General features: G+C 68.1%; 24 protein-coding genes and 1 tRNA gene. 18 read left to right on the top strand and 7 right to left on the bottom strand.

Going from position 1 to position 26,153, the window contains the following annotated elements; all coding sequences use genetic code 11:
- The first annotated feature begins 48 nt into the window (after nt 1-48).
- A tRNA-Gly gene (locus ACIQJ5_RS08315) sits at nt 49-121 on the top strand.
- 67 nt (nt 122-188) lie between these two features.
- Here ACIQJ5_RS08315 and ACIQJ5_RS08310 read toward each other — a convergent pair.
- Nucleotides 189-719 carry a hypothetical protein gene (locus ACIQJ5_RS08310; RefSeq protein WP_231090242.1) on the bottom strand — a complete coding sequence of 177 codons (531 nt, stop codon included), beginning with the start codon at nt 717-719 and terminating at the stop codon, nt 189-191.
- A 62-nt stretch (nt 720-781) separates the two neighbouring features.
- On the bottom strand, nt 782-2,038 hold the full coding sequence (locus ACIQJ5_RS08305; RefSeq protein WP_402842776.1) for an MFS transporter: 1,257 nt from the start codon (nt 2,036-2,038) through the stop codon (nt 782-784).
- 167 nt (nt 2,039-2,205) lie between these two features.
- Between ACIQJ5_RS08305 and ACIQJ5_RS08300 the strand changes: the two genes are divergently transcribed.
- The 6 genes from ACIQJ5_RS08300 (at nt 2,206) to ACIQJ5_RS08275 (ending at nt 9,596) form a co-directional block, all read left to right on the top strand.
- Complete coding sequence (locus ACIQJ5_RS08300) at nt 2,206-3,291, top strand: DUF998 domain-containing protein (RefSeq protein WP_402842773.1); 1,086 nt, start codon at nt 2,206-2,208, stop codon at nt 3,289-3,291.
- Nucleotides 3,288-3,962 (top strand): DNA alkylation repair protein, encoded by a 675-nt coding sequence (locus ACIQJ5_RS08295; protein WP_402842770.1) that lies wholly within the window; start codon nt 3,288-3,290, stop codon nt 3,960-3,962. The genes ACIQJ5_RS08300 and ACIQJ5_RS08295 overlap by 4 nt, the downstream gene beginning before the upstream one ends.
- A 202-nt stretch (nt 3,963-4,164) precedes the next feature.
- Entirely contained in the window at nt 4,165-5,436 is a 1,272-nt protein-coding gene (locus tag ACIQJ5_RS08290; protein ID WP_402842768.1) for a low temperature requirement protein A, read from the top strand.
- Between the two features lie 227 nt (nt 5,437-5,663).
- Nucleotides 5,664-7,583, top strand: a complete 1,920-nt coding sequence (thrS, locus tag ACIQJ5_RS08285) for a threonine--tRNA ligase (RefSeq protein WP_402843427.1) — start codon at nt 5,664-5,666, stop codon at nt 7,581-7,583.
- The gene (locus ACIQJ5_RS08280; RefSeq protein ID WP_231090237.1) at nt 7,580-8,125 is read left to right on the top strand and encodes an HIT domain-containing protein; all 546 of its coding nucleotides are present in this window, start codon (nt 7,580-7,582) and stop codon (nt 8,123-8,125) included. The genes thrS and ACIQJ5_RS08280 overlap by 4 nt, the downstream gene beginning before the upstream one ends.
- A gap of 94 nt (nt 8,126-8,219) precedes the next feature.
- Complete coding sequence (locus ACIQJ5_RS08275) at nt 8,220-9,596, top strand: hypothetical protein (protein ID WP_402842765.1); 1,377 nt, start codon at nt 8,220-8,222, stop codon at nt 9,594-9,596.
- Here ACIQJ5_RS08275 and ACIQJ5_RS08270 read toward each other — a convergent pair whose 3' ends face one another.
- Nucleotides 9,597-10,235, bottom strand: coding sequence for a LysE family transporter (locus ACIQJ5_RS08270; RefSeq protein WP_402842762.1), 639 nt, complete (start codon nt 10,233-10,235; stop codon nt 9,597-9,599).
- Between the two features lie 12 nt (nt 10,236-10,247).
- Complete coding sequence (locus ACIQJ5_RS08265) at nt 10,248-11,570, bottom strand: aminotransferase class I/II-fold pyridoxal phosphate-dependent enzyme (RefSeq protein WP_402842759.1); 1,323 nt, start codon at nt 11,568-11,570, stop codon at nt 10,248-10,250.
- 100 nt (nt 11,571-11,670) lie between these two features.
- Here ACIQJ5_RS08265 and pdxS point away from each other — a divergent pair, with 100 nt between their 5' ends.
- The 11 genes from pdxS to ACIQJ5_RS08210 all read left to right on the top strand — a co-directional run bounded on the left by pdxS (nt 11,671) and on the right by ACIQJ5_RS08210 (nt 22,909).
- Nucleotides 11,671-12,561 carry a pyridoxal 5'-phosphate synthase lyase subunit PdxS gene (gene pdxS, locus ACIQJ5_RS08260; protein WP_231090233.1) on the top strand — a complete coding sequence of 297 codons (891 nt, stop codon included), beginning with the start codon at nt 11,671-11,673 and terminating at the stop codon, nt 12,559-12,561.
- Nucleotides 12,562-12,574: 13 nt separating this feature from the next.
- Entirely contained in the window at nt 12,575-13,159 is a 585-nt protein-coding gene (gene pdxT, locus ACIQJ5_RS08255) for a pyridoxal 5'-phosphate synthase glutaminase subunit PdxT (RefSeq protein ID WP_402842756.1), read from the top strand.
- Between the two features lie 9 nt (nt 13,160-13,168).
- Complete coding sequence (locus tag ACIQJ5_RS08250) at nt 13,169-14,053, top strand: DUF402 domain-containing protein (RefSeq protein ID WP_402842753.1); 885 nt, start codon at nt 13,169-13,171, stop codon at nt 14,051-14,053.
- Nucleotides 14,054-14,128: 75 nt separating this feature from the next.
- A complete protein-coding gene (locus ACIQJ5_RS08245) occupies nt 14,129-14,890 on the top strand; it encodes a YebC/PmpR family DNA-binding transcriptional regulator (protein ID WP_231090230.1) in 762 nt (253 codons plus the stop codon).
- A gap of 110 nt (nt 14,891-15,000) precedes the next feature.
- Complete coding sequence (gene ruvC, locus ACIQJ5_RS08240; RefSeq protein ID WP_402842750.1) at nt 15,001-15,564, top strand: crossover junction endodeoxyribonuclease RuvC; 564 nt, start codon at nt 15,001-15,003, stop codon at nt 15,562-15,564.
- A 52-nt stretch (nt 15,565-15,616) separates the two neighbouring features.
- The gene (gene ruvA / locus ACIQJ5_RS08235) at nt 15,617-16,228 is read left to right on the top strand and encodes a Holliday junction branch migration protein RuvA (RefSeq protein ID WP_402842747.1); all 612 of its coding nucleotides are present in this window, start codon (nt 15,617-15,619) and stop codon (nt 16,226-16,228) included.
- Nucleotides 16,221-17,246 carry a Holliday junction branch migration DNA helicase RuvB gene (gene ruvB / locus ACIQJ5_RS08230; protein WP_402842744.1) on the top strand — a complete coding sequence of 342 codons (1,026 nt, stop codon included), beginning with the start codon at nt 16,221-16,223 and terminating at the stop codon, nt 17,244-17,246. Before ruvA ends, ruvB begins: the two co-directional genes overlap by 8 nt.
- A 66-nt stretch (nt 17,247-17,312) precedes the next feature.
- Nucleotides 17,313-17,753 (top strand): preprotein translocase subunit YajC, encoded by a 441-nt coding sequence (yajC, locus tag ACIQJ5_RS08225; RefSeq protein ID WP_308070510.1) that lies wholly within the window; start codon nt 17,313-17,315, stop codon nt 17,751-17,753.
- 49 nt (nt 17,754-17,802) lie between these two features.
- On the top strand, nt 17,803-19,554 hold the full coding sequence (secD, locus tag ACIQJ5_RS08220; protein WP_231090226.1) for a protein translocase subunit SecD: 1,752 nt from the start codon (nt 17,803-17,805) through the stop codon (nt 19,552-19,554).
- Entirely contained in the window at nt 19,554-20,567 is a 1,014-nt protein-coding gene (gene secF / locus ACIQJ5_RS08215; protein WP_231090225.1) for a protein translocase subunit SecF, read from the top strand. The genes secD and secF overlap by 1 nt, the downstream gene beginning before the upstream one ends.
- Before the next feature lie 134 nt (nt 20,568-20,701).
- Nucleotides 20,702-22,909: a RelA/SpoT family protein gene (locus tag ACIQJ5_RS08210; protein WP_402842740.1), complete on the top strand. Its 2,208-nt coding sequence runs from the start codon at nt 20,702-20,704 to the stop codon at nt 22,907-22,909.
- 126 nt (nt 22,910-23,035) lie between these two features.
- Here ACIQJ5_RS08210 and ACIQJ5_RS08205 read toward each other — a convergent pair whose 3' ends face one another.
- The 3 genes from ACIQJ5_RS08205 to ACIQJ5_RS08195 all read right to left on the bottom strand — a co-directional run bounded on the left by ACIQJ5_RS08205 (nt 23,036) and on the right by ACIQJ5_RS08195 (nt 26,119).
- A complete protein-coding gene (locus tag ACIQJ5_RS08205; RefSeq protein ID WP_402842738.1) occupies nt 23,036-23,560 on the bottom strand; it encodes a type IV toxin-antitoxin system AbiEi family antitoxin in 525 nt (174 codons plus the stop codon).
- Between the two features lie 119 nt (nt 23,561-23,679).
- A complete protein-coding gene (locus tag ACIQJ5_RS08200; RefSeq protein WP_402842735.1) occupies nt 23,680-25,365 on the bottom strand; it encodes a DUF349 domain-containing protein in 1,686 nt (561 codons plus the stop codon).
- A 337-nt stretch (nt 25,366-25,702) separates the two neighbouring features.
- Nucleotides 25,703-26,119 carry a dioxygenase gene (locus ACIQJ5_RS08195; protein WP_269142776.1) on the bottom strand — a complete coding sequence of 139 codons (417 nt, stop codon included), beginning with the start codon at nt 26,117-26,119 and terminating at the stop codon, nt 25,703-25,705.
- Between the last annotated feature and the right edge of the window lie 34 nt (nt 26,120-26,153).

Genomic DNA, 26,153 nt, shown 5'->3' with positions numbered 1-26,153 from the left:
TCACCGGGCGGGATCGGGTAAGCTAGGGATGTCGCCGCAAGGCGGCGTGCGGATGTAGCGCAGTTGGTAGCGCATAACCTTGCCAAGGTTAGGGTCGCGAGTTCGAGTCTCGTCATCCGCTCAGTGAGAAGGCCCCTCGAATGAGGGGCCTTCTCCCGTTGGCATCGGAGCCCACGCGACGCGGGAGCTCAGAGCAGGAAGATCGATGCGATCGGAAAGGCTCCCGCTGCGACCACCCCCGCACCCGCGGCATAGGGCACCCAGCGCGGCACTGGCCGGAAGCTCTCCCACTTCTGTGCCGCGACCGCGGTGGCGGCCGGGGTCGCCAGATGCGCGTGGCCGTTCCACCAGGCCGAGACCTGCATCCGGCTGCTGACGACGACAGCGTCCACGAGAGCTCGTCCGCTGGAATCCGACGGCACCGCGCGGCTGCTGAGTCTCCGATACTCCTCGCGCACCCGCTCCACGTCGGTCACGATGACACGCGCGATCTCCGCGGCGTGGCGCTGCAGTCCCAGCCGATCCCGCTTGGGCAATGTGAGGTCGTTGGACCGCGCCTGCTCGTCGAAAGCCTGGGTGAGCAGCGCCGCCAGCTGATCGTGGTAGTGCCTGAGCGCATCCGCGTACAGGCGCCCATGGCGGGCGTGCGCGAAATCCGCCTCGTGCTGCAGCTCGCGCAGCGCGTCGTCGGCGGCGAGGAGCTCACCGTGCTGACTCATGCCGCCATTCTACGAAGTCCGTGAGGCCGTGTCTCCCGATCGGGAAGCTCCGCACGATCTCCTCAGCGTCGGTCCCCGCGGGAGAGGAACAGATTGATCACGGCGCACAGCAGCACGAGGACCGCCGCGACGAATGGCGCCCACTGTGCCAGAGCGGTGCCCTGCTCGTCCGCGAGCACACCCACGATCGCGGACGACGAAGACTGGCCGACGATCACGCCTGACCCGACCATCGTCATCAGGGTCGCACTGCGTCCCGCCGGGGTTCGCAGGGCGGCGAAGGTGTAGACGGTCACGATCAGCGGCCCGATGCCGATGCCGGTGACTGCCAGCGCCCAGATCATCTGATCCACCGTGCGCGCCGAAGCGATGAGCGCGGCGCCGCCCACGAGAATGAGCGCGAACACGAGCCAGCGGTAGCGGGGCGTGAAGCGGGCGGGGAACACCGCCACCGCGAGCGCGAGGATCGCTGATCCGACACCCATCACGCCGTAGAGGAGGCCGGCAGCCTCCTTGTTTCCTGCGTCCACCATGAAGGAGGTGAGGGAGGTGAGGGTGGAACCGAAGAAGAAGCCGATTCCCAGGACGCCCGCTACGAGCACCAGAACCCGAGGATGGAACAGCTCGCTCACCGGGGCCTGCACGAGCGGAGCGTCGGCGTCGACATGCGTGGTGGTGCGTCCCGACGGATGCAGCGCGAAGGCACCGACGAAGACGAGGGTGAGGATCGCAGCGCCGATCATCGGTGCGGCCGGATTCAGCGTGGTGGCGAGCAGTCCCACCAGCACCGGTCCGAAGACGAACACGATCTCGTCCGCCGAGGACTCGTAGGCGAGAGTCGCAGACAGGGTCTTCGCGCGGCGATCGCGGGCGATACGGCGATCGATGATCGTGACCAGGCGGCTGCGCGACATGGGGGACACCTGCGGGGCGGTGGCGCCCACGAGGATGGCGGTGGCCAGCACCCACGCATCGGACACGGGGGCGAAAGCGACCCAGGCCATCAGCAGGAGGGCGAGGCTGTTGCCGATTCCGGCGGCCAGCAGCACCGGCCGTTGACCGAAGCGGTCGGCGGCTGCTCCGAGCAGCGGGCCGATGAGGGCGGTCCCGAGACCGACCGCTGCGGAGGTCAGCCCACCGAGAGTGAGGGAATCGCGTGCGGCCACGACGAGGGTGAGCACACCCACAACGTTCATGGCGAACGGAAGGCGGGCGAGGAAGGCGACCGGGAAGTAGGCCAACCCGGCAGCGCGGATCAGGCTGGGGGCCGGGGCGGTTGCATCGGACGGCGCGGACGCCGGCTGAGCCGTGTCTGACATCGTTTCTCCTGGGAGTTTCGGCGCGGCTTGTGCCGCCGTGCCGCCGTGAGCGGAGGTAGATACACCGGGTGTCAGGTTGCATGGCCGCGGAGGATGCAACGGCACCAGTGTACCGGGTGCGCTCTGTGCGGCTGCCCTGCGGGGGATCACGCCAGTACGCTCATCCTGTGAGAACGCGCATCCGTGCCGGCTGGCGCTGGCTTCGAACCGCCATCGCCGAACCCAGCCTGCAGCGCATCGAGGCGATCGCCCTGCTGGCCGCCGCGATCGGCGGTGTGATCGCCGGTCTGCTGGCTCTGCTCACCTTCGCCTTCCGCAGTGTGTCGATCGCCGGCGCCGGATCGATCGGTCAGTTCGCTGCGGCGACGTCGGCCGTCGTGGCCGTCCTGGCCTTCGCCCTCGCGTCCTGGCTCGGGTACCTGCGTACCCGTGAGCGCCCGAGGTTCCTCGATGTGGTCGATGGTGCCGCCCTCGCGCTGGCCTACGCCGTGATCTCCGCGTTGTCGTGGTCGCTCGTCGCTGACATCCTGGCCCGCGGGTTCGTCGATGCCGACGTGTACACGGTGCCCTCCGCACTGATCGCCGCGTCGGTGGCGGCGATCACCGGGTACGTCGTCTTCATCTCGGCCTCGCAGCTCGATCTCACCCAGTTCGCCCTGATCCTCGCCGTGTTCCTGGTGCAGGGGGTGCTGGCCGCCACACTCTCCGCCGACGATCCGCACTGGTGGCAGGACAACCTGTCTGCGCTGGGCATGGTGGGGGAAACCTCCTCCACACTGTTCAACCTCACGGTGATCGTGGCGGGGATACTGGTGACCGCTCTCGCCCGCTACGCGACGCGGGAGCTCTGGGTGCGCGACCCGCGCGGCACGCGGAACGTGCGTGTCGGGCTGATCGTCATTGGGTGTTGCCTGATGGTGGTCGGCCTGGTGCCGGTGAACGTGTCCTTCCTGGTGCACACCGGCTTCGCGAGCGGCATGCTCGTCGTCTTCGCGGTCATGATCGTGATGATCGGGCGGTGGGTGCCGGGGATCGCACGCTCGTTCGTGGTGCTCGGCTGGACGTTCCTCGCCATCAGCGCGGGGCTCGTGCTGTTCTTCCTGGTGGGTTACTACACGCTGACCGCGGTGGAGATCGTCGCCGGGGCTCTGGTGTTCACCTGGATTCTGCTGCTGATCCGCACCATCGATGCGCTGGTGCGCGACAACGCGCCCGACGCGCCCGACGCGCCCGCGCTGGAGTCACTGGCGTGAACGGTGCCGAGCTCGCTGCGGTGATCACGTCGGCGCTGCGCGCCGAGGCCGACCCCGAGCGCGCCCCCGGGCAGCAGGCCTACATGAAGTCGTCGTTGCCGTTCTTCGGCGTGCCGGTGCCGCGTGCGCGACGGATCACCGCGGCGGCGGCGCGGGGCATCCGCGACACGGGGACGTTGCGGGACGCCGCCGTTCAGCTCTGGGACCACGCAGTGGCGCGCGAGCAGTGGTACGCCGCACTCGCGCTCCTCGCCCTCCGACCGCATCGGGGAGATCTGGCGCTGCTTGCCCTCATCGAGCGGTTCGTGCGAAGCGCGCAGTGGTGGGACGTCACCGATGAGCTCGCGCATCGCGTGGCGGACCTGCTGGACGTGCATCCCGTCGCTGTCTCGGCGTTCGTTCGCGAGTGGATGACGGACGAGAACCTCTGGATGCGCCGGCTCGCGATCCTCAGCCAGCTGGGCCGGAAGGACCGGGTGGATCGGGCACTGCTCACCGAGACCATCGAGGCGAACCTCGGCGATCGCGACTTCTTCATCAGGAAGGCGATCGGGTGGGCGCTACGCGAGGTGGCACGGACCGACCCCGCGGGAGTCCGGCACTTTCTTGACGAGCACCCGGCCCTGAGCCCGTTGAGCGTGCGCGAGGCATCCAAGCACCTCACGCAGTGAGAACAGCGTGTACGGCAACAGCAGCGTGCGCGGTGAGAACAGCGTGTACAAAAGAGCAGCGTGCCGAGGAGGCACTGCGTGCACGGTTGTGATCACAACGGGATCCTCGCCGGGCTGAAACCGACGCAGACTCACCGAATTGCCCCGTGTCGGCTTGCGCGGTGACCTCACGGAGGCCACGATGTTCGCCGGGAGGGGACGCATGAGCGATCACACTGAGGGTTTCTACCGGCACGGACTGAGCCGGATGTCGGGACGCAGCACCACGGAACACGGGCGAGTCGCATCACCGCTGGAGCTGTTGTTCGACCTGGTCTTCGCGGCCGCGTTCGGCGTGCTGGGAACGCAGTTCGCTCACGGCATCGCCATCGATGAGGTGATGCCGGCGCTGGGCGCATTCCTGTTCGGTGGCGCTGCGATCATCTGGGCCTGGATCAACTACTCCTGGTTCGCCTCGGCCTTCGACACCGACGACTGGGCGTTCCGCCTCATGACCATGCTGCAGATGGCGGGGGTCATCGTGCTGGCGATCGGGCTGGCGCCCATGTTCGCGTCGCTCGAGCACGGCCAGCCGATCGACAACCAGGTGATGGTGGCGGGCTACATCGTCATGCGCGTGGCGATGATCGGCCAGTGGCTGCGAGCCGCCAGGAGCTCCGTCCACCGTCGCACGGCGCTGACCTACGTGGTGTGCATCGCGCTGGCGCAGGTCGGCTGGGTCATCGTGGCGTGGGTGCCGATGACGCTGTCCGGCACGCTCATCGCCGCGGCGCTGTGCTGGGTCGTGGAACTGCTCGGCCCGGTCATCGCCGAGCGTCGCTCCGCCACCGGAGGCACCCCCTGGCACCCGCACCACATTTCCGAGCGATACAGCCTGCTCGCCATCATCACCCTCGGCGAGACGGTGATCGGCACGATCGCCGCCGCTCAGGAGGTGACCGCGGAGGAGGGATGGAGTGCGAACTCCATCGTGGTGATCGCCGCGGGCATTGCGATGACCTTCGCCCTGTGGTGGACCTACTTCCTCCTGCCGTCGGCACCGATCCTGGCGGCGCACCGCAGCCGTGCCTTCGTGTGGGGGTACGGACACGCGGTCATCTTCCTCGCGATCGCGGCGGTGGGGGCAAGCCTCCACCTGATCGGGTACGTGTTCGATCCCGAGGTGCACATGCCCACGGTCACGGTCATCACCTCGCTGGCCGTGTCCGTGATCATCTACAGCCTCGCGATCTACGCGATCCACGCCTGGCTCACCCGGGAACCCACGAAGAACATCGCGCTCCAGCTGCCGGGCGTGCTGCTGCCCGCGCTGGCCATCGTGCTCGCGGTCGCCGGACTCCCGCTGTGGCTGTGTCTGCTGGTCGTCCTGGCTGGGCCGGTCGGTGTGGTCCTGGCATACGAGACAGGCGGATGGCGCGGAATCGATGCGCAGTTGCACCGCGCAGTGACGGCGGGGAGCACCACCGGGGCGTAGACTCTTCGCATGGATTTCGCCCGGCTGACCCGTACGAGCGACGACACCGTCGTACTCGCCGTCACCGGCACGCGAACGACCCAGGCCTGAGCGGGCGGGGCGCGCGAGCGTCCGAAGCTGAGTTGCCGACATCCATTGCTAACTGGAGAATCTTCGTGTCTGAGAACCCCCAGCCGTCCTATCCCTGTGACGGATTCGCCCTCTTCACCGATCGTTCCGTCGTCGCCATGCACGTGAACGGGCAGCAGAAGGACCTCGCGACCATCGTCACCGAGACGGACGTCGTGGAGCCGATCACCGTATCGAGCCCGGAAGGTCTGGCGATCCTGCGGCACTCGACGGCGCACGTGCTGGCTCAGGCCGTGCAGAAGCTCAATCCGCAGGTCGATCTGGGCATCGGCCCGCCGATCACCGACGGTTTCTACTACGACTTCGGCGTCGAGAACCCCTTCACCCCCGAAGACCTCAAGGTCATCGACAAGGAGATGCAGCGCATCATCCGCGAGGGACAGCGCTTCGTGCGTCGTGTGGTCACGGAGGACGAGGCGCGCGCGGAGCTGGCCGATCAGCCCTTCAAGCTCGAGCTCATCGGTCTGAAGGGCGGGGGTGCCGAGGGCGCCGACGTCGAGGTCGGCGAGGGCGAACTCACCATCTACGACAACGTCCGCAAGGACGGTGAGGTGGCCTGGAAGGACCTCTGCCGTGGCCCGCATGTGCCCAGCACCCGGATGGTCGGCAACGGCTGGTCGCTCACTCGCACCGCGGCGGCGTACTGGCGCGGCTCGGAGAAGAACCCGCAGCTGCAGCGGATCTACGGCACCGCCTGGCCCACCAAGGACGAGCTGCGCGCCTACCAGGAGCGCCTCGCCGAGGCCGAGCGTCGCGATCACCGCAAGCTCGGTGTCGAGATGGACCTCTTCTCCTTCCCGGACGAAATCGGATCCGGGCTCGCGGTGTTCCACCCGAAGGGCGGCATCATCCGGTACGAGATCGAGGAGAACCTGCGCAAGCACCTGCTGCGCAACGGGTACGACCTCGTGAACAGCCCGCACATCACGAAGAAGGACCTCTTCATGACGTCGGGCCACCTGCAGACCTACGCGGACGGCATGTTCCCCCCGATGCACCTCGACGAGGTCGTCGACGAGGAGGGCAACGTCACCCGCCAGGGCCAGGACTACTACCTCAAGCCGATGAACTGCCCGTTCCACAACCTGGTCTTCCGTGCCCGGGGTCGTTCCTACCGCGAGCTGCCGCTGCGCCTCGCGGAGTTCGGCACCGTCTACCGCTACGAGAAGAGCGGCACGCTGTCCGGGCTCACCCGGGTGCGCGGATTGACCCAGGATGACGCGCACATCTACGTCGCCCAGGACCAGGTGCGCGAGGAGCTCGCCACCAACCTGAACCTGGTGCTGTCGCTGCTGCGCGATTACGGTCTCAACGACTTCTACCTCGAACTGTCGACGAACGAGGAGGGCAACCCGAAGTTCCTCGGCGAGCCCGAGCAGTGGACCACCGCCATCGAGACGCTGCGCGAGGTGGCGCTCGAGTCGGGCCTCGAGCTCGTCGCCGATCCGGGCGGAGCGGCCTTCTACGGCCCGAAGATCTCGGTGCAGGCTCGTGACGCCATCGGCCGGACCTGGCAGATGTCGACCATCCAGCTGGACTTCAACCAGCCGGAACGTTTTGAGCTGGAATACACCGGACCGGACGGTGCCAAGCACCGCCCCGTCATGATCCACCGCGCCCTGCTGGGATCCGTCGAGCGCTTCTTCGCCATCCTGCTCGAGCACTACGCCGGCGACTTCCCGCTGTGGCTGGCCCCGGCACAGGTGGTCGGAGTCCCCGTGGCGGAGCAGTACGCCGACTATCTCGACGAGGTGATGGCGACGCTCAAGGCCGCGGGAGTCCGCGCGGAGGTCGATCACTCGGATGACCGGATGCAGAAGAAGATCCGTAACCACACCACCGCGAAGGTGCCGCTGATCCTGATCGCCGGTGAGCAGGACCGGGCGGCGGGCACGGTCTCGTTCCGGTTCCGCGACGGCACGCAGCTCAACGGTGTTCCCGTTGCCGATGCGGTTGCTCGCATCTCCCAGGCGATCACCGATCACGCGCGCATCATGACGGAGTCGGATTTCGCATGAGCGATGATGTGGAGCTCGGACTGGCGGCCGACTTCGCCGGTGTTCCCGACGAGTTCCAGCGGCTCTGGGTCCCGCACCGCATGGTGTACATCGAGGCGGGACCCGAGCCGCACGTCGCCGACTGCCCGTTCTGCTACGCCCCCACCCGGCCGGACGAGAAGACGCTGATCGTCCACCGGGGCAAGACCGCGTACGCACTGCTGAATCTCTTCCCCTACAACTCCGGACATCTCCTGGTGTGCCCGTATCGCCACATCGCGATGTACGACGAGGCGACCGAGGAGGAGGTCGCTGAGATCGGATCCATCACGCAGACCGCGATGCGGGTGCTCCGCGACGTGGCGCGCTGCGACGGCTTCAACCTGGGCATGAACCAGGGCGCGATCGCGGGGGCCGGGGTTGGCGGTCACCTGCACCAGCACATCGTGCCGCGATGGGGAGGCGACGCGAACTTCCTCCCGATCATCGCGAAGACCAAGGCTCTGCCTCAGCTGCTCGGTGAGATGCGCGACACGATCGCGCTGGGCTGGCCCGAGGACTGACCTTCCCGCCACCCCCGAGGACCTCGTGCGCGAGGTCTTCGGGCGGTAGATTCGTAGCGCGCGGACGACCCGTGCGAGGACGTCAGGGGGCGCCATGTCAGAGCGTGATCAGACGCCGGGGCAGGAACCGGCATCAGGGCAGAACGGGACGCCGGGGCAGGCGGGGGAGCAGCCGTCTTCCGGGGCCGATCTCAACCCGACCGAGGCTCAGCCGGATGCGCGCCAGGCGTATGCCCCGCAGTCGGAGCCGCAGGTGCAGTCCCAGCCGCAGTCTTCGTGGTCGGCCTCCGCTTCGATGAACGCGCCGGCGCTTTCTCAGCCGCCTCAGTCGCCACACCAGCCGCCGGCCGCGGGGCAGCCTCAGCCCGGTTCAGCGCACGGATATCCGGCGTCCCCTCAGCAGGCACCGTCCGGTCCGGGGCACCCGACGGAGGGATTCGGGCAGGCGCACGCAGCTCCGGGGTATCCCCAGGCTCCGGTCCAGGGTCAGGGATACCCGTCCCAAGGTCAGGGATACCCGTCCCTGGGGCAGGGATACCCGCCCCAGGGGCAGGGATATCCGCCCCAGGGGCAGGGATACCCGTCTCGCCCGCCGCAGGGCCAGGTGCAGCGTCAGGCGCACCCACCGCAGACCCCGGTGCAGGCTGCGGGATACCTGTCGCGCCCGCCGCAGGGTCAGGCGTCTCCAGCCCAGGGCTATCCGCAGGCGTCGGTACCGGGGTATCCGCAGGCTTCGGGCCCGGGATACTCGCCGGCTTCCGGCCCGGGACACTCGTCGGCTTCCGGCCCGGGGTATGCGTCGGTCGTGGCCAGTGCGTCCGGTGCGCTGGCAGCACGCTCCCGCCGAGCGGTGTGGCCGTGGCTGGTGGGTGGCGGCGCGGTGCTCGTCGTCGCTCTGATTGCCGCCTTCACCATCCCGCCACTGCTGGCCACGCCCGGTCAGCCCATCGCGGCGACCCCCTCTGCTTCACCGCTGCGAAGCGAACCGTCTCCGGCCACACCGAGTGACCCCGCGAATACACCGACGACGTCGGAGCCGGATCCGACGGCGACCGCGGGTGACCTGGAGGGGGTGTTCGCGGAACGCGACGCCTTCTTCGCCGCCCAGCAGCAGCCGATGGACGGGTCCGAGCTCACGCCGAAGACCGCGGAGCAGAAGGCGTTCATCGCCGATCAGACGGCGTGGGTCGAGCAGAACGGCGGTGCCGTGACGTCCCAGGCGGTGAGCATCTGGCTGGCGCTGGCCATCGACGGATGCGAGACCGCCATCCTGAACGCACATGACGTCGATTCCTCGATCTTTGCCATGCATGTGAGCACCTCGCCCCTGATCAGCACTCTGGTGGCTCAGTCCGAGAACCCGGACGCGGAGGCGAACCTCGCTCAGACCATGGTGTTCGGAATGGGGTACATCTGCCCGAGCGACGGGGAGCAGTGGTCGGCTCTGTGGGACGAAGCCTACGGCGGATGATCAGTGCAGTACGGCCAGCAGGACGCCGACCGCGATGAAGAGAGCGCCGAAGATCCGGTTGAGGGTGCGCTGCCCGCGCGCCGTGCGCGTGAAGCGCCGGAAGCCCTGAGCGGCGACGGCGAAGAACCCCCACATCACGGCGATGTCGACGACGACGCAGGTGACCGCGACGATCACATACTGCGGCAGTTGGGGGAGGTCGGGCTTGACGAACTGCGGCAGGAAGGCGAGGAAGAACACGATCGCCTTCGGGTTGAGCAGATTCACCCACAGGCCGCGGCGGAACATCGCCCACCGCGACTCCGTCCGCGATGCGGCGGGCGTCTCCGCCGCATCGTCCGCGGGGTCCGGCTCGACCTTCGCCAGAGTCTGCCGGATCCCGAGGTAGACGAGGTAGGCGGCACCGGCGTAGCGGATGATGGCGAAGGCGATCGGGGACGAGGCGACCAGGAGCCCGACGCCGGCGGCGACGATAGCGATATGGATGACGAGCGCAGCCTGCTGTCCGAGGATTCCCCAGATCGCGCGACGGTGCCCGTGGTTCAGGGCGTTTCCCATCGTATTGATGGCGCCGGCGCCCGGAGTGAAACTGATGACCAGACAGGCCAGCAGCAGGGTGATCCACAGCGAGAGCTGCACGTCGGGGTCCGTTCAGCTCGCCGCAGCGATGGCTGAGACGAGATCGGAGATGAGTGCAGCTCGCTCATCGCGATCGAGCTCGTGCACCGTGAGACGGAGGTGGTGCGACGGCGCGTCGGGCACGAGGCGGAACTCGTCCCCCGTGCGCGCCAGCCAGCCGCGGCGCATCAGCTGCTCGGCCGCCGCGCGAGCGGGCACCGGAAGGGGGAGCCAGACGTTCAGCCCGTCCGACGCGGCCACCGGAAGACCGGCGGACACCGCAGCATCGGCGAAGGCGCTGTTGCGAGCGGCGTAGTGGGCGGCTGCGGCGTGGATCTCGGCGAGAACGTCGGGATTCGTCACCAGCCCCACCACCAGCCGCTGGAGGATGTGGCTCACCCAGGTGGTTCCCGGGCTGAGACGCAGGCCCAGACGCGCGGCCGTGTCCGGATCTGAGGCGGTGACGGCCAGGCACATGTCGGGGCCGAGGAACTTCGACACGGAGCGGACGAGGGCGAAACGGCGATGTCCTGGTCCGATCAGTGACTCATAGGGCGTGCGAGACAGCATCGAGAAGTGGTCGTCCTCGACGATCAGCACATAAGGATGATCTGCCAGCACGGCGCGCAGAGCGGCAGCACGGTCGGGGGAGAGACTCGCCCCCGTGGGGTTCTGAGCCCGGGGCGTGACCACGATGGCCCGGACGCCCGCGTCCAGGGCTGCACGCAATCCCGAGACGGTCATCCCTTCATCGTCTACGGGCACCGCGATGGCGCGGTAGCCGCCGAGGCGCACGGTGTGAATGCTGGCGAGGAAGCACGGGTCCTCCAGGGCGACGGCGTCGTCACGCACGAGGGCCTGGGCGAGCAGGCGTTCCACGGCATCCACCGCCCCGCTCGTGATGGTGAGTGCGAAATCGCTGGCCTGCAGGTCGGATCCCATCCACTCGCGCGCCCAGCGTTCAAGATCGGGATCGACCACGGCTTCGCCGTACAGGATCGGGCGACCGACCGCGTGTGCGAGGGCGTGTGACGGGTCGGGGATGCGGCCCGGGTCGGGGTTTCCCGAACCGATGTCACGCAGCACGCTGTCGGGCGCGAATCCCTCCTGAGCGGAACGTGCGGTGCCGGTCACGCGAGTGCCCGCCCGGCCACGAGACTCCACGAGTCCGCCGCCAGCCAGCTGGCGGTAGGCCGCGACGACCGTGTTGCGGTTCATTCCGAGGAAGTCAGCGAGCGCCCGCACCGGGGGGAGCGCGACGCCGGGAGTGAGCGTCCCGCGCTCGATGAGCGTGCGCAGCTCGTCTGCGAGCTCGGCCGCCGTGGTTCCCTGCAGGCCGCTGAAGTGGTCGTCCATCGGCTCGATCCTATCGTCCGGCCACCATTGACGTATTGGCCTAGGTCAAAACGTGTATTGTCTTGATCGTGCGGCGAGAGGCGCCGCGAGAGGAGCCCCCATGACCGAGAATCGCACGGCAACCACTCGCGTGAAGCGAGGTCTCGCCGAGATGCTGAAGGGCGGCGTCATCATGGACGTCGTCACCGCGGAGCAGGCCCGCATCGCGGAGGACGCCGGCGCGAGCGCGGTCATGGCGCTGGAGCGGGTGCCGGCCGACATCCGGGCCCAGGGCGGGGTGGCGCGCATGAGCGATCCCGACCTGATCACCGACATCCAGGCTGCCGTGTCGATCCCCGTGATGGCGAAGGCCCGTATCGGTCACTTCGTGGAGGCGCAGGTGCTCCAGAGCCTCGGCGTGGACTACGTCGACGAGTCGGAGGTGCTCTCGCCGGCCGACTACGTCAATCACATCGACAAGTGGAACTTCGAGGTGCCCTTCGTGTGCGGTGCCACCAATCTGGGTGAGGCGCTGCGTCGCATCACCGAAGGCGCCGCCATGATCCGCTCGAAGGGCGAAGCAGGAACCGGAGACGTTTCGGAGGCGACGCGTCACATCCGCACGATCACCGCGGAGATCAACGCGCTGAAGGCCAAGACCACCGACGAGCTGTACGTCGCCGCCAAGGAACTGCAGGCCCCGTACGACCTGGTGCGCGAGGTCGCGGAGACCGGGTCGCTTCCCGTCGTCATGTTCGTCGCCGGAGGCGTGGCCACGCCGGCCGACGCCGCGATGATGATGCAGCTCGGCGCGGATGGCGTGTTCGTGGGCTCCGGCATCTTCAAGTCCGGTAACCCCGCTGCGCGCGCGGCTGCCATCGTGAAGGCCACGACCTCGTTCGAGGACGCCGCCCTCATTGCACAGGTGTCCCGCGGCCTCGGTGAGGCGATGGTCGGCATCAACGTCGCGGACGTGCCCGCACCGCATCGTCTGGCCGAGCGCGGCTGGTGAAGCGGGAGACGCGATGACCACCATCGGGGTGCTGGCCCTGCAGGGTGGCGTCCGCGAGCACGCGACGATGCTGCAGGGACTCGGAGCGACGGTCCGTCTCGTCAAGAAGGCGAGCGATCTGAGCGGCGTCGACGGACTGGTGATCCCCGGTGGGGAATCGAGCGTGATCGACCGGCTCGCCCGATCCCTCGGCCTCGCCGATCCGCTCCGCGACGCGATCCGCTCCGGTCTCCCGGTCCTCGGCACCTGTGCCGGCCTGATCCTGTTGTCCGAGCAGGTGGAGAATCCGGCACCGGGTCAGCAGACGTTCGGCGGACTGGACGTCACTGTGCGTCGCAATGCGTTCGGCTCACAGCGCGATTCGTTCGACGCGTCGATTCCCGTGGCGGGCGTCGGCGGGGAGGTCGACGTCTCGTTCATCCGCGCACCGATCGTGGTGTCCCATGCTCCGTCGGTGGAGGTCATCGCCCGCACCCGTGGCGCAATCGTCGGCGTGCGTCAGGGGCCGGTGGTCGGGCTCTCGTTCCACCCGGAGGTCACCGGAGACGACCGGATCCACAAGCAGTTCCTGACGGAGATCGCTGCCGGACGAGGCTAACGTGTGAGGATGCGACTTCCCATCGGAACAGTGGACGTCAGCGCCAGTGGTGGCCGCATGCAGCTCGTCGGGCGCCGTGGTGAGGGGTGGCAGCAGATCGCCGAATCGCCGATCACGCTGGCCGAAGCCCTCATCCGCCTGCGGCGCGACCGGGATCTGGACGCTCATGCCGACCCGCTGGCCCACGATTCGGTTGCGTCGGGGGAGGAGAACGCCCCGCGGTTCCGGCCCGGGGAGAGCATCCTGTGGCGCTACGACCGCTACATCGAGGCCGTACGGGTGATCCGCGACGACGAAAGAGCGCTCGTGGTGTGGATCCCGTCCGGCTCCGCACGGCTGGAGGCGGCTCCGGCGGACGGGCGGCGGGTGCGGGACGTTCCCGTCGACGAGCGCTTCAGCGTGCCGTGGCGGATGCAGGAGTCCACCTGGCGCGGACCGGGGGTGGTGCGCGTGGCGCCGACCGGCATGCCGTGGTCGCTGTGGTTCTTCCGCGGAGCGGACGGCTCGGCCGATGGCGTATATGTCAACCTCGAGCTCCCGCACCGTCGCGCGGTGGACGACGACGGGACCGGCGCAGTGTTCACCCGCGACCTGGTGCTGGACCTCTGGATCGACGCGGAGCACGTCGGCACCGAAGACGTCTGGCTGAAGGATGCGGACGAACTCGTGGAGGCCGTGCAGCAGGGCAGGTTCACCCCGGAACAGGCGGACGCGGTGCGCGCTCTCGCCGATCTCGCGCACGAGCGGTTCATCGCGGACGGCGCGTGGCCCCTGGACGAGGGATGGGGGATGTGGGTCCCGGACGTCGAGATGGATGTGCCGGCCCGGCTCCCCGAATCGGCCTCGATCGCGGCGGCGCGAGCGCGATCGGGGCGTACCAGCGGCGAGGGCTGAAGCGGGTTCCGCAGGTCGGGACTCGAAAACGCGTAGACTTGAGGGCGCAAAACGCGCGAAACGAGCGGGAGACATATGTCAGGGCATTCCAAGTGGGCCACCACCAAGCACAAGAAGGCCGTCATTGACGCGCGTCGTGCGAAGTCGTGGGCCAAGCTCATCAAGAACATCGAGGTCGCGGCGAAGCTCGGCGGAGCCGACCTCGCCGGTAACCCGACACTGTTCGACGCCGTCCTCAAGGCGAAGAAGACCTCGGTCCCGAAGGACAACATCGACCGCGCCATCAAGCGCGGCGCCGGGATCGGCGGCGAATCGGTCGAGTACACCTCGATCATGTACGAGGGCTACGGCCCCAACGGCGTGGCGCTTCTCATCGAGTGTCTGACCGACAACAAGAACCGTGCCGCAGCCGAGGTGCGCACGGCCATGTCGCGCAACGGCGGAAACATGGCCGACCCGGGCTCTGTTGCATACAACTTCTCGCGCAAGGGCGTGATCGTGGTTCCTGCCGAGGGCACCACCGAGGATGACGTGATGATGGCGGCGCTGGAGGCCGGTGCCGAGGAGGTCACCAACGAGGGCGACACCTTCGAGGTCATCACCGAGGCGACCGATCTGGTCGCCACCCGCACCGCGCTGCAGGAGGCCGGCATCGAGTACGACTCGGCCGATGCGGCGTTCGTCCCGAACCTCAAGGTCGAGATCGACGCGGAGACCGCCCGCAAGGTGTTCCGCCTGATCGACGCTCTGGAGGACAGCGACGACGTGCAGAACGTCTACAGCAACTTCGACCTCTCCGCAGAGGTCCAGGCCGAGCTCGAATCCGACGAAGACTGAGCCACGCACAGGACGAAGCCCGCATCCTCCGAAAGGATGCGGGCTTCGTCGTTTTCCGTGTCGTCGGCGGTGCGGAGCGCGCCTCGTGGTGGGCGGCGTAGCGTGGACGGGTGTCTGGACTGCGCGTACTCGGAATCGACCCCGGCCTCACCCGCTGCGGCGTCGGCGTCGTCGATGTCGCTCGCGACCGCTCCGCGCGCCTGGTGCACGTGGGGGTGGTCCGTTCCTCCCCGGAAGAGCAGCCCGGAAAGCGCCTGGCCCGAATCGCCGCGGGCATCCGGGAGGTGCTCGATGCGCATCGGCCCGACGTGGTGGCCGTCGAGCGTGTGTTCGCTCAGCAGAACCGATCCACGGTGATGGGCACCGCGCAGGCCTCGGGGGTGGCTCTCATGCTGGCGGCCGAACGAGGGCTGCCCACGGCCACGCACACGCCGAGCGAGGTCAAAGCAGCCATCACCGGCTACGGCTCTGCGGACAAGCTGCAGGTGCAGACCATGGTGGCACGGGTCCTCCGCCTGGATGCGCTGCCACAGCCGGCCGATGCCGCTGACGCACTCGCCATTGCCCTGTGCCATGCCTGGCGCGGAGGCCCGGTGGCCGCGGGCGCACCGGAGCGTGCGCTCACTCCGGCTCAGCGCGCCTGGGCCGAGGCCGAGAAGCGCAGCCGCCGATAGGCGGGGGAGTGTCGCTCGAAACTTTGTACGATGCCGCCGCTAGGGTGGGATGGTGATCTCCTCCCTGCGTGGCGCCGTGCTCCACATCGGCTCCGAATCTCTCGTCGTCGAGGTGGGCGGCGTCGGCTTCTCGGTGGCGGTGCCGCCGGATGTCGCCCGCACGTCCCATCGCGGCGACACGATTGCGCTGCACACCCACCTCGTGGTGCGCGAAGATGCGCTGAGCCTGTTCGGCTTCGCCACGCGCGAGGAACTGGAACTGTTCACGATCTTGATCGGCGTCACCGGCGTGGGTCCGAAGTCAGCGCTCGGCATCCTCTCGGCACTGACGGTCGACCAGATCGCGATCGCCGTGGCGAACGACGACGACGCCCCATTCCGGAAGGTTTCCGGCATCGGCCCGAAGACGGCGAAGCTCATCTCGGTGCAGCTGGCGGGCAAGATCGCCCCGCCGTCCCCGGTAGCTGTGGTGGGAGGCGCCGTCGCGCCCGATGTCACCACGCAGGTCGTCGCCGCGCTCACGGGTCTCGGGTGGAACGAGCGCACAGCCGCGGATGCGGTGGCGCAGGTCGCCGGCTCCGCCACGGAGTCGGAGCGCTCCAACGTGCAGGCGCTGCTGCGGCGGACTCTGGCCGCTCTCGGACCGGGAGCGGCCCGTGGCTGACGAATTCCCGCTGGATGCGGCACCACAGGACGCCACCGAACTCGCGATCGAGGGTGCACTGCGGCCGCAGTCGCTTGAGGCGTTCATCGGTCAGCAGAAGGTCCGCGACCAGCTGCAGCTCCTCCTGGAGGCCGCGCGCATCCAGCAGCGGTCGGCCGACCACATCCTGATGTCGGGCCCTCCCGGGCTCGGCAAGACCACGCTGGCCATGATCATCGCGCACGAGAGCGGCCGGCCATTGCGCATGTCGAGCGGACCCGCGATCCAGCATGCCGGTGACCTGGCGGCCCTGCTCTCGAGCCTCATGCCGGGAGAGGTGCTCTTCATCGATGAGATCCACCGCATGGCACGCTCCGCGGAAGAGATGCTGTACCTCGCGATGGAGGACTTCCGGATCGACATCATGGTGGGCAAGGGTGCCGGAGCCACCAGCATCCCGCTGGAGCTCGCACCGTTCACTCTCGTGGGAGCGACCACGAGATCGGGAATGCTCCCCAACCCACTGCGTGACCGCTTCGGTTTCACGGCGCATCTCGAGTACTACGACGCCGCCGAGCTGGAACAGGTCGTCGAGCGATCGGCGCTGGTGCTCGGCGTCGAGCTGTCGAGTCAGGCGCTCGGGGAGATCGCCCGCCGCTCCCGTGGCACCCCGCGTATCGCCAACCGTCTGCTGCGCCGTGTGCGTGACTATCTTCTGGTGAACTCCGACACCGCGGACGTCGCCGCCGTCCGCGCGGCGCTCGAGCTCTACGACGTCGACCCGATCGGCCTGGACCGGCTCGACCGCGCGGTCCTCGACATGCTGGTGCGGCGCTTCCGTGGTGGCCCGGTGGGCTTGAACACCCTCGCGGTGGCCGCGGGGGAGGAGCCCGACACCATCGAAAGCGTCGTGGAGCCGTATCTCGTGCGCATCGGGTTCATGGGACGCACGCCCCGTGGCCGCATCGCCACGCCGGAGGCCTATGCGCACCTCGGCATCCCGCATGCCGACGTGGCGCTGAGATTCGATGACCTATAATCGCTGAAGACCTCCGGGTCTCCTCTTCGCGCCTTGCGCACCCCACCCCGAAAGGTTGTCTGCCTCATGCCCATGGACATTCTTCTGCTCGTCGTCCTTGCGGCGCTCGTCGTCTTCATGTTCTGGAACTCGCGCAAGCGCATGAAGAAGATGAAGGAGGAGCAGGAGGCCAAGGCGCGTCAGACCGTTCCCGGCGTCGAGGTGATGCTCAACGGCGGCATCTTCGGCACCATCGTCAGCTACAACGCAGACGACCTGGACGAGCCTGCCCAGATCGAGGTCGCGCCCGGCGTCGTCATCCGCGTCCACACGCAGGCCATCGCGCGCATCATCACGCCCTCCGACGTCGAGCCCGACGAGACTGCTGAGGTGGAGCACTACGAGGACGTCGAGGTCCCGGACGACGCCTCCTCGCTGACCCCGCCCGCCGCCGACGGCGAAGACGCTCCGCGCATCGAGACCGCTGAGGAGACGCGCCGCCGTCTCGAAGGCAACGACAAGCACTGATTCCGCCGCCTCAACGACTGAGGCGTTTCGAGAAAGCTGACCCGACTCCGTGGCCACATCAACGCCCGTCCGGCACGCATGGCGTGCACTGATCGGACTCCTCGCCATCATCGCCGTATTGTTCGGCATCAACTCGCTGGGCGTCTACGCCTTCGAGAAGAGCTCGTGGACGCCTGAGCTCGCGCTGGACCTCCAGGGCGGTACGCAGGTGATCCTCAAGGCCAACACCGAAAGCGGTGAGCCGAGCTCCGAGCAGATGAACCAGGCCGTGACGATCATCCGCCAGCGTGTCGACGCGTCCGGTGTGGGTGAGGCCGAGGTGACCACCGAGGGCAACTCGAACATCGTGGTGGCCGTGCCCGGCAAGCTCGATGACGCGCAGCGGGCCCGTATCGAATCGAGCGCGCAGATGGAGCTCCGCTCCGTGCTGCTCGCCACCGGTGCCGCAACGACCTCCATCGGTGAGGACGGCAAGGCAACGCCCGATCCGGCCGACCCCACGCTGGAGGCGACGCCGACGGCCTCGCCGACCGACGGCTCCGACAACAGCTGGATCACGCCGAAGCTGCAGGCCGAGTTCCTCGCGTACGACTGCTCGAAGCCGGCCGACCTCTCGAACGCGCCGAAGGACCAGCCGCTGGTCACCTGCGACGTGGCCGACAAGGACGATCCTGTCGCGGTCGCCCAGCAGCAGAAGTACATCCTCGGACCGGTGGAGCTCACCGGAAACGAGATCACCGACGCCAGCAACGGCTACGACCAGCAGCGCGGTCTCTGGATCGTCCAGCTGAACTTCAACGGCGACGGCGCCAGCAAGTTCGCCGAGGTGAGCAAGCGTCTGTACGGATACACCACCGCGGGCGACACGCAGCGCAACCGCTTCGCCTTCGTGGTCGACGGTGAAGTGATCTCGGCTCCCACGATGAACGGAATCATCTCCGACGGCCGCCCCCAGATCTCGGGCACCTTCACCCAGGAGACCTCCAAGGTCCTCGCCGACCAGCTGAAGTTCGGTGCGCTGCCGCTGTCGTTCAGCGTCCAGTCGAACCAGGTCATTTCGGCCACGCTCGGCACGCAGCAGCTGCAGATCGGCCTGATCGCCGCCCTCATCGGTCTCGGCCTCGTCGCGCTGTACTCCCTGCTGTCCTACCGCGCTCTCGGCTTCGTGATCATCGCATCGCTGGCCGTGATGGCCGTGATCACCTACATCGTGCTGTGCATCCTGGCCTGGCGCATGGGCTTCCGCCTCTCGCTGGCCGGTGTGGCGGGTCTGATCGTCACGATCGGATTCACAGCGGACTCGTTCATCGTCTACTTCGAACGCATCCGAGACGAGCTGCGAGACGGCAAGTCCGTCACCGCCGCCGTGGAGGACGGCTGGGACCGCGCCAAGCGGACCATCTACATCTCGAAGTCGATCAACATCCTCTGCGCCGTGGTGCTGTACATCCTCGCCGACGCCACGGTGAAGGGCTTCGCGTTCACGCTCGGTCTGACCACTCTGATCGACATCCTGATCTTCGTGCTCTTTACGCACCCCGTCATGCAACTGCTGGCCCGCACCCGGTTCTTCGGCAACGGTCACACCCTTTCGGGCATGAACTCCGAGGCGCTGGGCGCCGTGTACGCGGGACGCGCGCAGTTCAAGGCGGTTGAGACCACCACCTCCGTGCGCGGCAAGGCCGCGCGCGACGCGAAGAGCAGGGGTGAGGCCGCGCGCCGGCAGACCATCGCCGAACGCAAGCAAGCGGAGGCGCTCGCCGCCCGAAACGGCTCCGACTCGAAGGGAGGCGACGCCTGATGGCCTCGATGAACCAGCTCGGTAACGATCTCTACACCGGCAAGACCAGCGTCCCCTTCGTCGGCAAGCGGAATCTGTGGTTCCTGGTCGCCGGACTCCTGGTGCTGGCGTCCATCCTCGTGGTGTTCATCCGTCCGCCGCAGTTCTCGATGGAGTTCACCGGTGGCACGCAGTTCACCGTCAGCGGAGTGGCCGCCGAGAACCTCGACCAGGCCAAGGCCACCGAGGCGGTTCACTCCATCGCGGGTGACGTGGCCACGAAGGTCACCACCGTCGGATCGGACGGAATCCGCGTCCAGACAGAGGCGATTGATGCGGAGACCACCGACGGCTCGTCCCCGGTGAACCAGATCAGCGCCGCGCTGGCGACTGCCTACGGAGTGGACGCCGGAGAGGTGTCCTCCTCGACGGTCGGCGCGAGCTGGGGTGCGGACGTCACGCGTCAGTCGTTGTGGGGCCTGGGCATCTTCCTCGCCCTCGCCTTCGTGATCCTCGCCCTCTACTTCCGTACGTGGAAGATGTCGGCCGCGGCGATCATCGGTCTGCTCGACGTGCTCGTGATCACCTTCGGCGTGTACGCGCTGTGCGGCTTCGAGATCTCGCCCGCGGCCGTGATCGGCTTCCTGACCATCCTCGGCTACTCGCTCTACGACACCACCGTCGTGTTCGACAAGATCCGGGAGACCACATCCGAGCAGGGATCGGCCTCGCACCGCACGTTCGGCGAGTCGGTCAACCTCGGTGTGAACCAGACGCTGATCCGCTCCATCAACACCTCGGTGGTGGCGGTCCTTCCGGTGGCTGCGATTCTCTTCATCGGTGCTCTTGGCCTCGGCGCACAGACGCTCGCCGACATCTCACTGTCGATCACGGTGGGAATCATCGTGGCGGCGTACTCGACGCTGTTCGTGGCTGCGCCGCTGTACTCGCTGTTCCGCGAGAACGAGCCCAAGATCAAGTCGCACGACGCGAAGGTGGCCCGCGCGCGGGAGCGCGACGCAGACGTCGCCTGATCGATACACAGCACTGCCTACGGCGTGCGCGGCTGCAGCCGCGCACGCCGTAGGATTATCTGAACGCAGCAGGAGGTGAGCAGGTGACTGAGACGCTTCCCCCTGCATCGCATCAGCCGGGCAGCCTTCGATGGATGGTTCCCCGCATCTTCTCCCGGTCGGTCCGTCGTGACGACCTCGAGCATCTGCTGCGTACGGTGCGATCACATCATCCGCGCGGAGACCTCACGATCGTCGAGCGCGCCTACACGACCGCCACGAAGTGGCATGAGGGCCAGAAGCGGCAGAGCGGCGAGCCATACATCACGCACCCCGTGGCCGTGGCGCAGATCCTCGCCGAGCTCGGCCTCGGGCCCCGCGCCGTCGCGGCTGGCCTGCTGCACGACACCGTTGAGGACACCGGCTACAGCCTGGAGCAGCTGACCGCCGACTTCGGTGACGAGGTGGCCCTCCTCGTGGACGGCGTCACCAAGCTCGACAAGGTGAAGTACGGCGACGCCGCGCAGGCTGAGACCGTCCGCAAGATGATCGTGGCGATGTCCAAGGACATCCGGGTGCTCATGATCAAGCTGGCAGACCGCCTGCACAACGCGCGCACGTGGGGGTTCGTCCCGCCGGAGAAGGCCGCCAAAAAGGCGACCGAGACCCTGGAGATCTACGCACCGCTGGCACACCGCCTCGGAATGCAAACGGTGAAGAGCGAACTCGAAGACCTCTCGTTCGCCGTCCTGCACCCCAAGGTGTACGCGGAGATCGAGGGCCTGGTCAAACAGCGCACGCCGCAGCGTGAACAGTATGTGCGTCAGGTGATCGCCGCGGTCGATGAGGACCTGCGCGGTCTGCGCATCAAGGGCAAGGTCATGGGCCGGCCCAAGCAGATGTATTCGATCTATCAGAAGATGATCGTTCGCGGCCGCGACTTCGACGACATCTACGACCTCATCGGCATCCGTGTGCTGGTGGGTACGGTGCGTGACTGCTACGCGGTGCTCGGCGCGATCCACGCCCGTTGGACTCCGCTTCCCGGCCGTTTCAAGGACTACATCGCCACGCCGAAGTTCAACCTGTATCAGTCGCTGCACACCACGGTGATCGGCCCGGGTGGCCGCACGGTGGAGATCCAGATCCGTACCCACGAGATGCACGAGCAGGCCGAGTTCGGCGTCGCCGCGCACTGGGCGTACAAGGAGCGGATGAGCGGCGGCAAGGGTGATGTCAAGGCGAGCGACGCCGACATGGCCTGGATCAAGCGGATTTCGGACTGGGAGGCCGAGACCGCCGATCCGGGCGAGTTCCTGGACTCGCTGCGGTTCGAGATCGGTGCCAAGGAGGTCTACGTCTTCACGCCGAAGGGGCGCGTGATCGGCCTGCCCGCCGGTGCCACGCCGGTCGACTTCGCGTACGCCGTGCACACCGAGATCGGCAATCGCACGATGGGCGCGAAGGTCAACGGCCGCCTCGTCCCGCTCGAGTCTGAACTGCACTCCGGCGATGTGGTCGAGGTCTTCACATCCAAGAACCCCGACGCCGGGCCGAGCCAGGACTGGCTGACCTTCGTCAAGTCCTCCCGTGCGCGCAACAAGATCCGCGGCTGGTTCACGAAGGAGCGGCGCGAGGAGGCGATCGAACAGGGCAAGGAGGCGATCGCCCGCGCGATGCGGCGCCAGAATCTGCCCCTGCAGCGCCTCATGAACCAGGAGTCGTTCGCCGAGGTCGCGCGCCTCATGCGCTACGAGGACGTGTCAGCGCTCTATGCCGCCGTCGGTGAGGGGCACATCTCCACGCAGTCCGTGCTGGAGAAGGTGACGGCGCTCATCAACGCCGACGACACCACCACCGGGCCCATCGAGCTCCCCACCGTGGGGCGCCACCACCGCACACCGCGTAACGCCGATTCCGGTGTCCTCGTGCGCGGCGCCCCGGACATCCTCGTGAAGCTGTCCAAGTGCTGTACGCCGGTTCCGGGAGACCAGATCGTGGGATTCGTCACGCGCGGCAGCGGCGTCAGCGTCCACCGGGCCGACTGCACCAACGTGAAGTCCCTCATGGCCGACAAGGACCGTCTCATCGAGGTGGAGTGGGCACCGACGACGAAGAGCGTCTTCCGGGTGCAGATCCAGGTGGAGGCTCTCGATCGCTCCGGGCTGCTCTCCGACGTCACCCGCGTGCTCAGCGAGCACCACGTGAACATCTTGTCGGCCACGGTGCAGACCACCACGGAGCGCCTGGCGCTCAGCCGGTTCCAGTTCGAGATGGGCGATATCGTGCACCTCGATCGTGTGCTGAACGCGGTTCGGCGCATCGACGGCGTGTACGACGTGTACCGCGTGACCTCGGGCTGACCCGATCTGCGTGATCTCGGGTTGACTCGATCGGCGTGATCTCGGGTTGACTCGATCGGCGTGATCTCGGGTTGACCCGATTGGCGTGACCTCGCGCTGACCCGATCGGCGTGACCCGATCGGCGCTCAGGCCGCGTGGCGGAGCAGCGCGCGAGCCGCGCGGATGCCGGGCCGGTGAGCGTGGGTGTCCAGCCAGGTGACCGCGGCGTGCAGCGCCGACGGGTACTCGGCGACAAGAGCCGTGAACGCAGGATCCTCCGGCGCCTCGCGTGCGAGATCTGCGATGGTTCGGGCGACGGAGGACACCGCGACGTCGCCGAACATGTCGAGGTCTGCGGACGGGATGCGAACATCCCGATAGGACAGGCGACGTGAGGGGATGATCTTGCCTCGTCGCGCGCTGCGTCGCTGCACCTCCAGTCGTACCGGGGGAGTGTCGATCACACCGTGCACCCATGCCGCGGTCCTCAGCGTGGCGGCGAGGTCGGATCCGAGCACCGGCGCCAGAGAGCGAGCTCGCATCCAGGAGGTCTCCGGAACATCCGCGGGGATGTAGCCCTCGCCCACGGCGACGAGGTGACCGTCCAGGCAGGCCGCGCTGAGTTCTGCGGTGCTCAGATCGTCGCCGGGGAAATAGTGGAACCGTGGCATGTCCCGAGTGTGGCGGGCGAACGCGTCGCGATTCGCTCGGCGTCCACAGTTTCGCCCTGGGGAGGAACGATGAAGCCCTCGCGCCGGGCGCGAGGGCTTCATCGTTCAGATCGTCGGTCTCAGCCGCCGATGGCCTTCAGCCATGCACGGCGCGCCTCCAGCGCTTCGCGGGCTTCAGCGGCCTTCTTGGTGTTGCCGGCTGCCTCTGCTGCGGCCACCTCGGACTCGAGCTTCTCGATGGCATCGAGCAGCTGACGGTTCATGCCATCTGCACGAGCCTGGGTCTCCGGGTCGTTCTTCTTCCAGTCGACATCCTCGCGAGCACGCAGCGCCTGCTCGATACGACGCATCTCATCGTCCAGCTGACGCTCCTTGTCGCGCGGGAAGATGCGACCGACCTCATCCCACCGGCGCTGAATGCCGGTGAGAAGCTGGCGGGCCTTGCGCAGGTCGGACTCGTCCGCGACGGCCTTCGCCTCCACCAGCAGCGCCTGACGCGCTTCGATGCGGGGCTGCGACTCGGCCTGCTCGGCGGCGTCTCGCTCGCTGCGTGCGCCGTAGAGGGCGTCACCGGCGGCCTTGAAACGGGCCCACAGCGCGTCATCCACCTTGCGACCCGCACGGCCGGCGTTCTTCCACTCGTCCAGGAGCGCGCGGTAGGCGGGGATGCCCTCTTCGCCACGCGCCACCAGGGCCTCGGCACGCTCGACCAGCTTGGTCTTGCCATCGCGAGCGGCCTTGTGGGTCTCATCGAGCTTCGCGAAGAACTCGCGGCGGTGCTTCTCCACCGTGCTGCGCGCGGTGCGGAATCGCTTCCAGAGCTCCTGGGCGGTGTTCTTCGGCAGGCGCGGGCCGTTGGCCTGCTGAGCCTGCCACTCGTCGAACAGCGCGGACAGGTCTGCGGAGGTCTGCTTCCACTGCACCGTCTGCGGGTCGCGGGCGGCAAGCGCTTCGGCCTTCTCGACGACGACCGTGCGGTCGGCGATGGCCTGAGCGACAGCTTCGCGCTGCGCCTTGGCCTCCTCTGCGCTGGCCTCGCTGAGCGCGGCGATGAGTGCCTCCAGCCGGCCGGCGAGACCGAGGAGGTCACCGACGGCGTCTGCCCCGCGCACCTCACCGAGCAGGTGGCGCGACTGGCCCGTGAGCTCGGAAGCAGCGGCGCCGCCACCGGCGTGGCGCTGCTCGAGGTTGCGGACCTTGAACTCCAGGTCGTCGAACTTGCGACGGAAGTAGGCGAGGGCCTCGGCGGGCGTCCCGTCGGGGTACTGACCCACGACTCGCCACTGGTCTCCCTCGAGCACCGAGACGGTTCCGTCCGCCTCCGCGCGACCGAACTCCGACGAGTCGGAGCCCGCCGGAGTGACCGGGCGCGGGCGGATCGATGCCGGGGACGGCACAGCGCGCGGTCCGGGTGCGGGGGCGGGGGCGGGGGCCTCGGTCCCCGCCGCGTCCGCTGCCGGGGCTGCATCGCTGGAGGACGAGTACTCGGTGGGTGCGGCGGCGTCGGTGGGTGCTGCGGCGTCGGTGGATGCGGCGTCCTCGATGGGTGCTGCGGCGTCGGCGGGCGCTGCGTCCTCTTCTGCGGGAGCTGCGTCCTCCGCGGGCGCTGCGTCCTCTTCTGCGGGAGCTGCGTCCTCTTCTGCGGGAACTTCGGCGGCAGGGGCGGCAGCTGCCGCATCGGTGTCGACGGTCTCGGCCTGATCACCTGCTTCGAGCGGGGCGTTCTCCAGCGAAGCGTTCTCGACAGAGGCGTCGGCGGCTTCGGTGGCCGGGGTCTCGTTGTTGGCGGAATCTGTGGCAGACACGTGAAACTCCTTGCGCGGCTGTGCCGTGTGGAGGCGGAAAGGACCACACCAGCCTAATACGAGCATCCGCTCGCGCACAGTGCGCTGGGCGCGTCGGAACGAACCGGCCCATCGCGTCCGTGGCTTTTCATGCGCGAGTTTGTATCAGTGCCGGCCCCCGACGGGTGCAGCCGACGCATCGTGACGGCGCCCGACGACGATGTCCGTGCGGTTTCGTCGGCGAGCTCTTCGTGACGACGTCGGCGGCGAGGCCTTCGTGCCTATGTCGGCGGGCAGGCCTTCGTGCCGGTTTCGCCGGCGAGGTCTTCGTGCCGACGTCGTCGGTGCGGTGGCGGTGTTACTTCGTCGGTGAGGGGCTCGCGGTCGGCTTCGGTGATGTCGACGGAGCGGGAGTCGAGGACGGCGTGGGGGCGGTCGTCGGCGAAGCGCTCACCTCTGGGCTGGCGACGGGTGTCGGCTCACCGCTGGGAGCGGGCGAACCGCTGGGAGCGGGCGAACCGCTCGGAGCGACGCTGGCGGTCGGTGACGGCGTGGGAACCGGTGCGCCCGGGCCGGCGACGAAGTACGCGGCCTGTGAGCCGAACACTCCCAGCACGATCAGGCCGCCGACGATGCCGGCGATGATGTTGTCGCGGCGACGGCGGGCAGCACGCTGCTGGTGGACCTGAACACGCGCCTCGTAGACGCGAGCGCGCTCCCGTGCCGCACGCTGACGGTCGCGCTCCTCACGAGCAGACTTGCCTCCAGACGCCACGCGCCACCTCCTGTAGACGGCGCCCCGGCGGGCG

This window comes from Microbacterium sp. GXS0129, from assembly GCF_044769785.1.
GTDB lineage: Bacteria > Actinomycetota > Actinomycetes > Actinomycetales > Microbacteriaceae > Microbacterium > Microbacterium nymphoidis.
The sequence above is the reverse complement of the archived record's forward strand: the minus strand, read 5'-3'. Positions and strand labels throughout refer to the sequence as shown.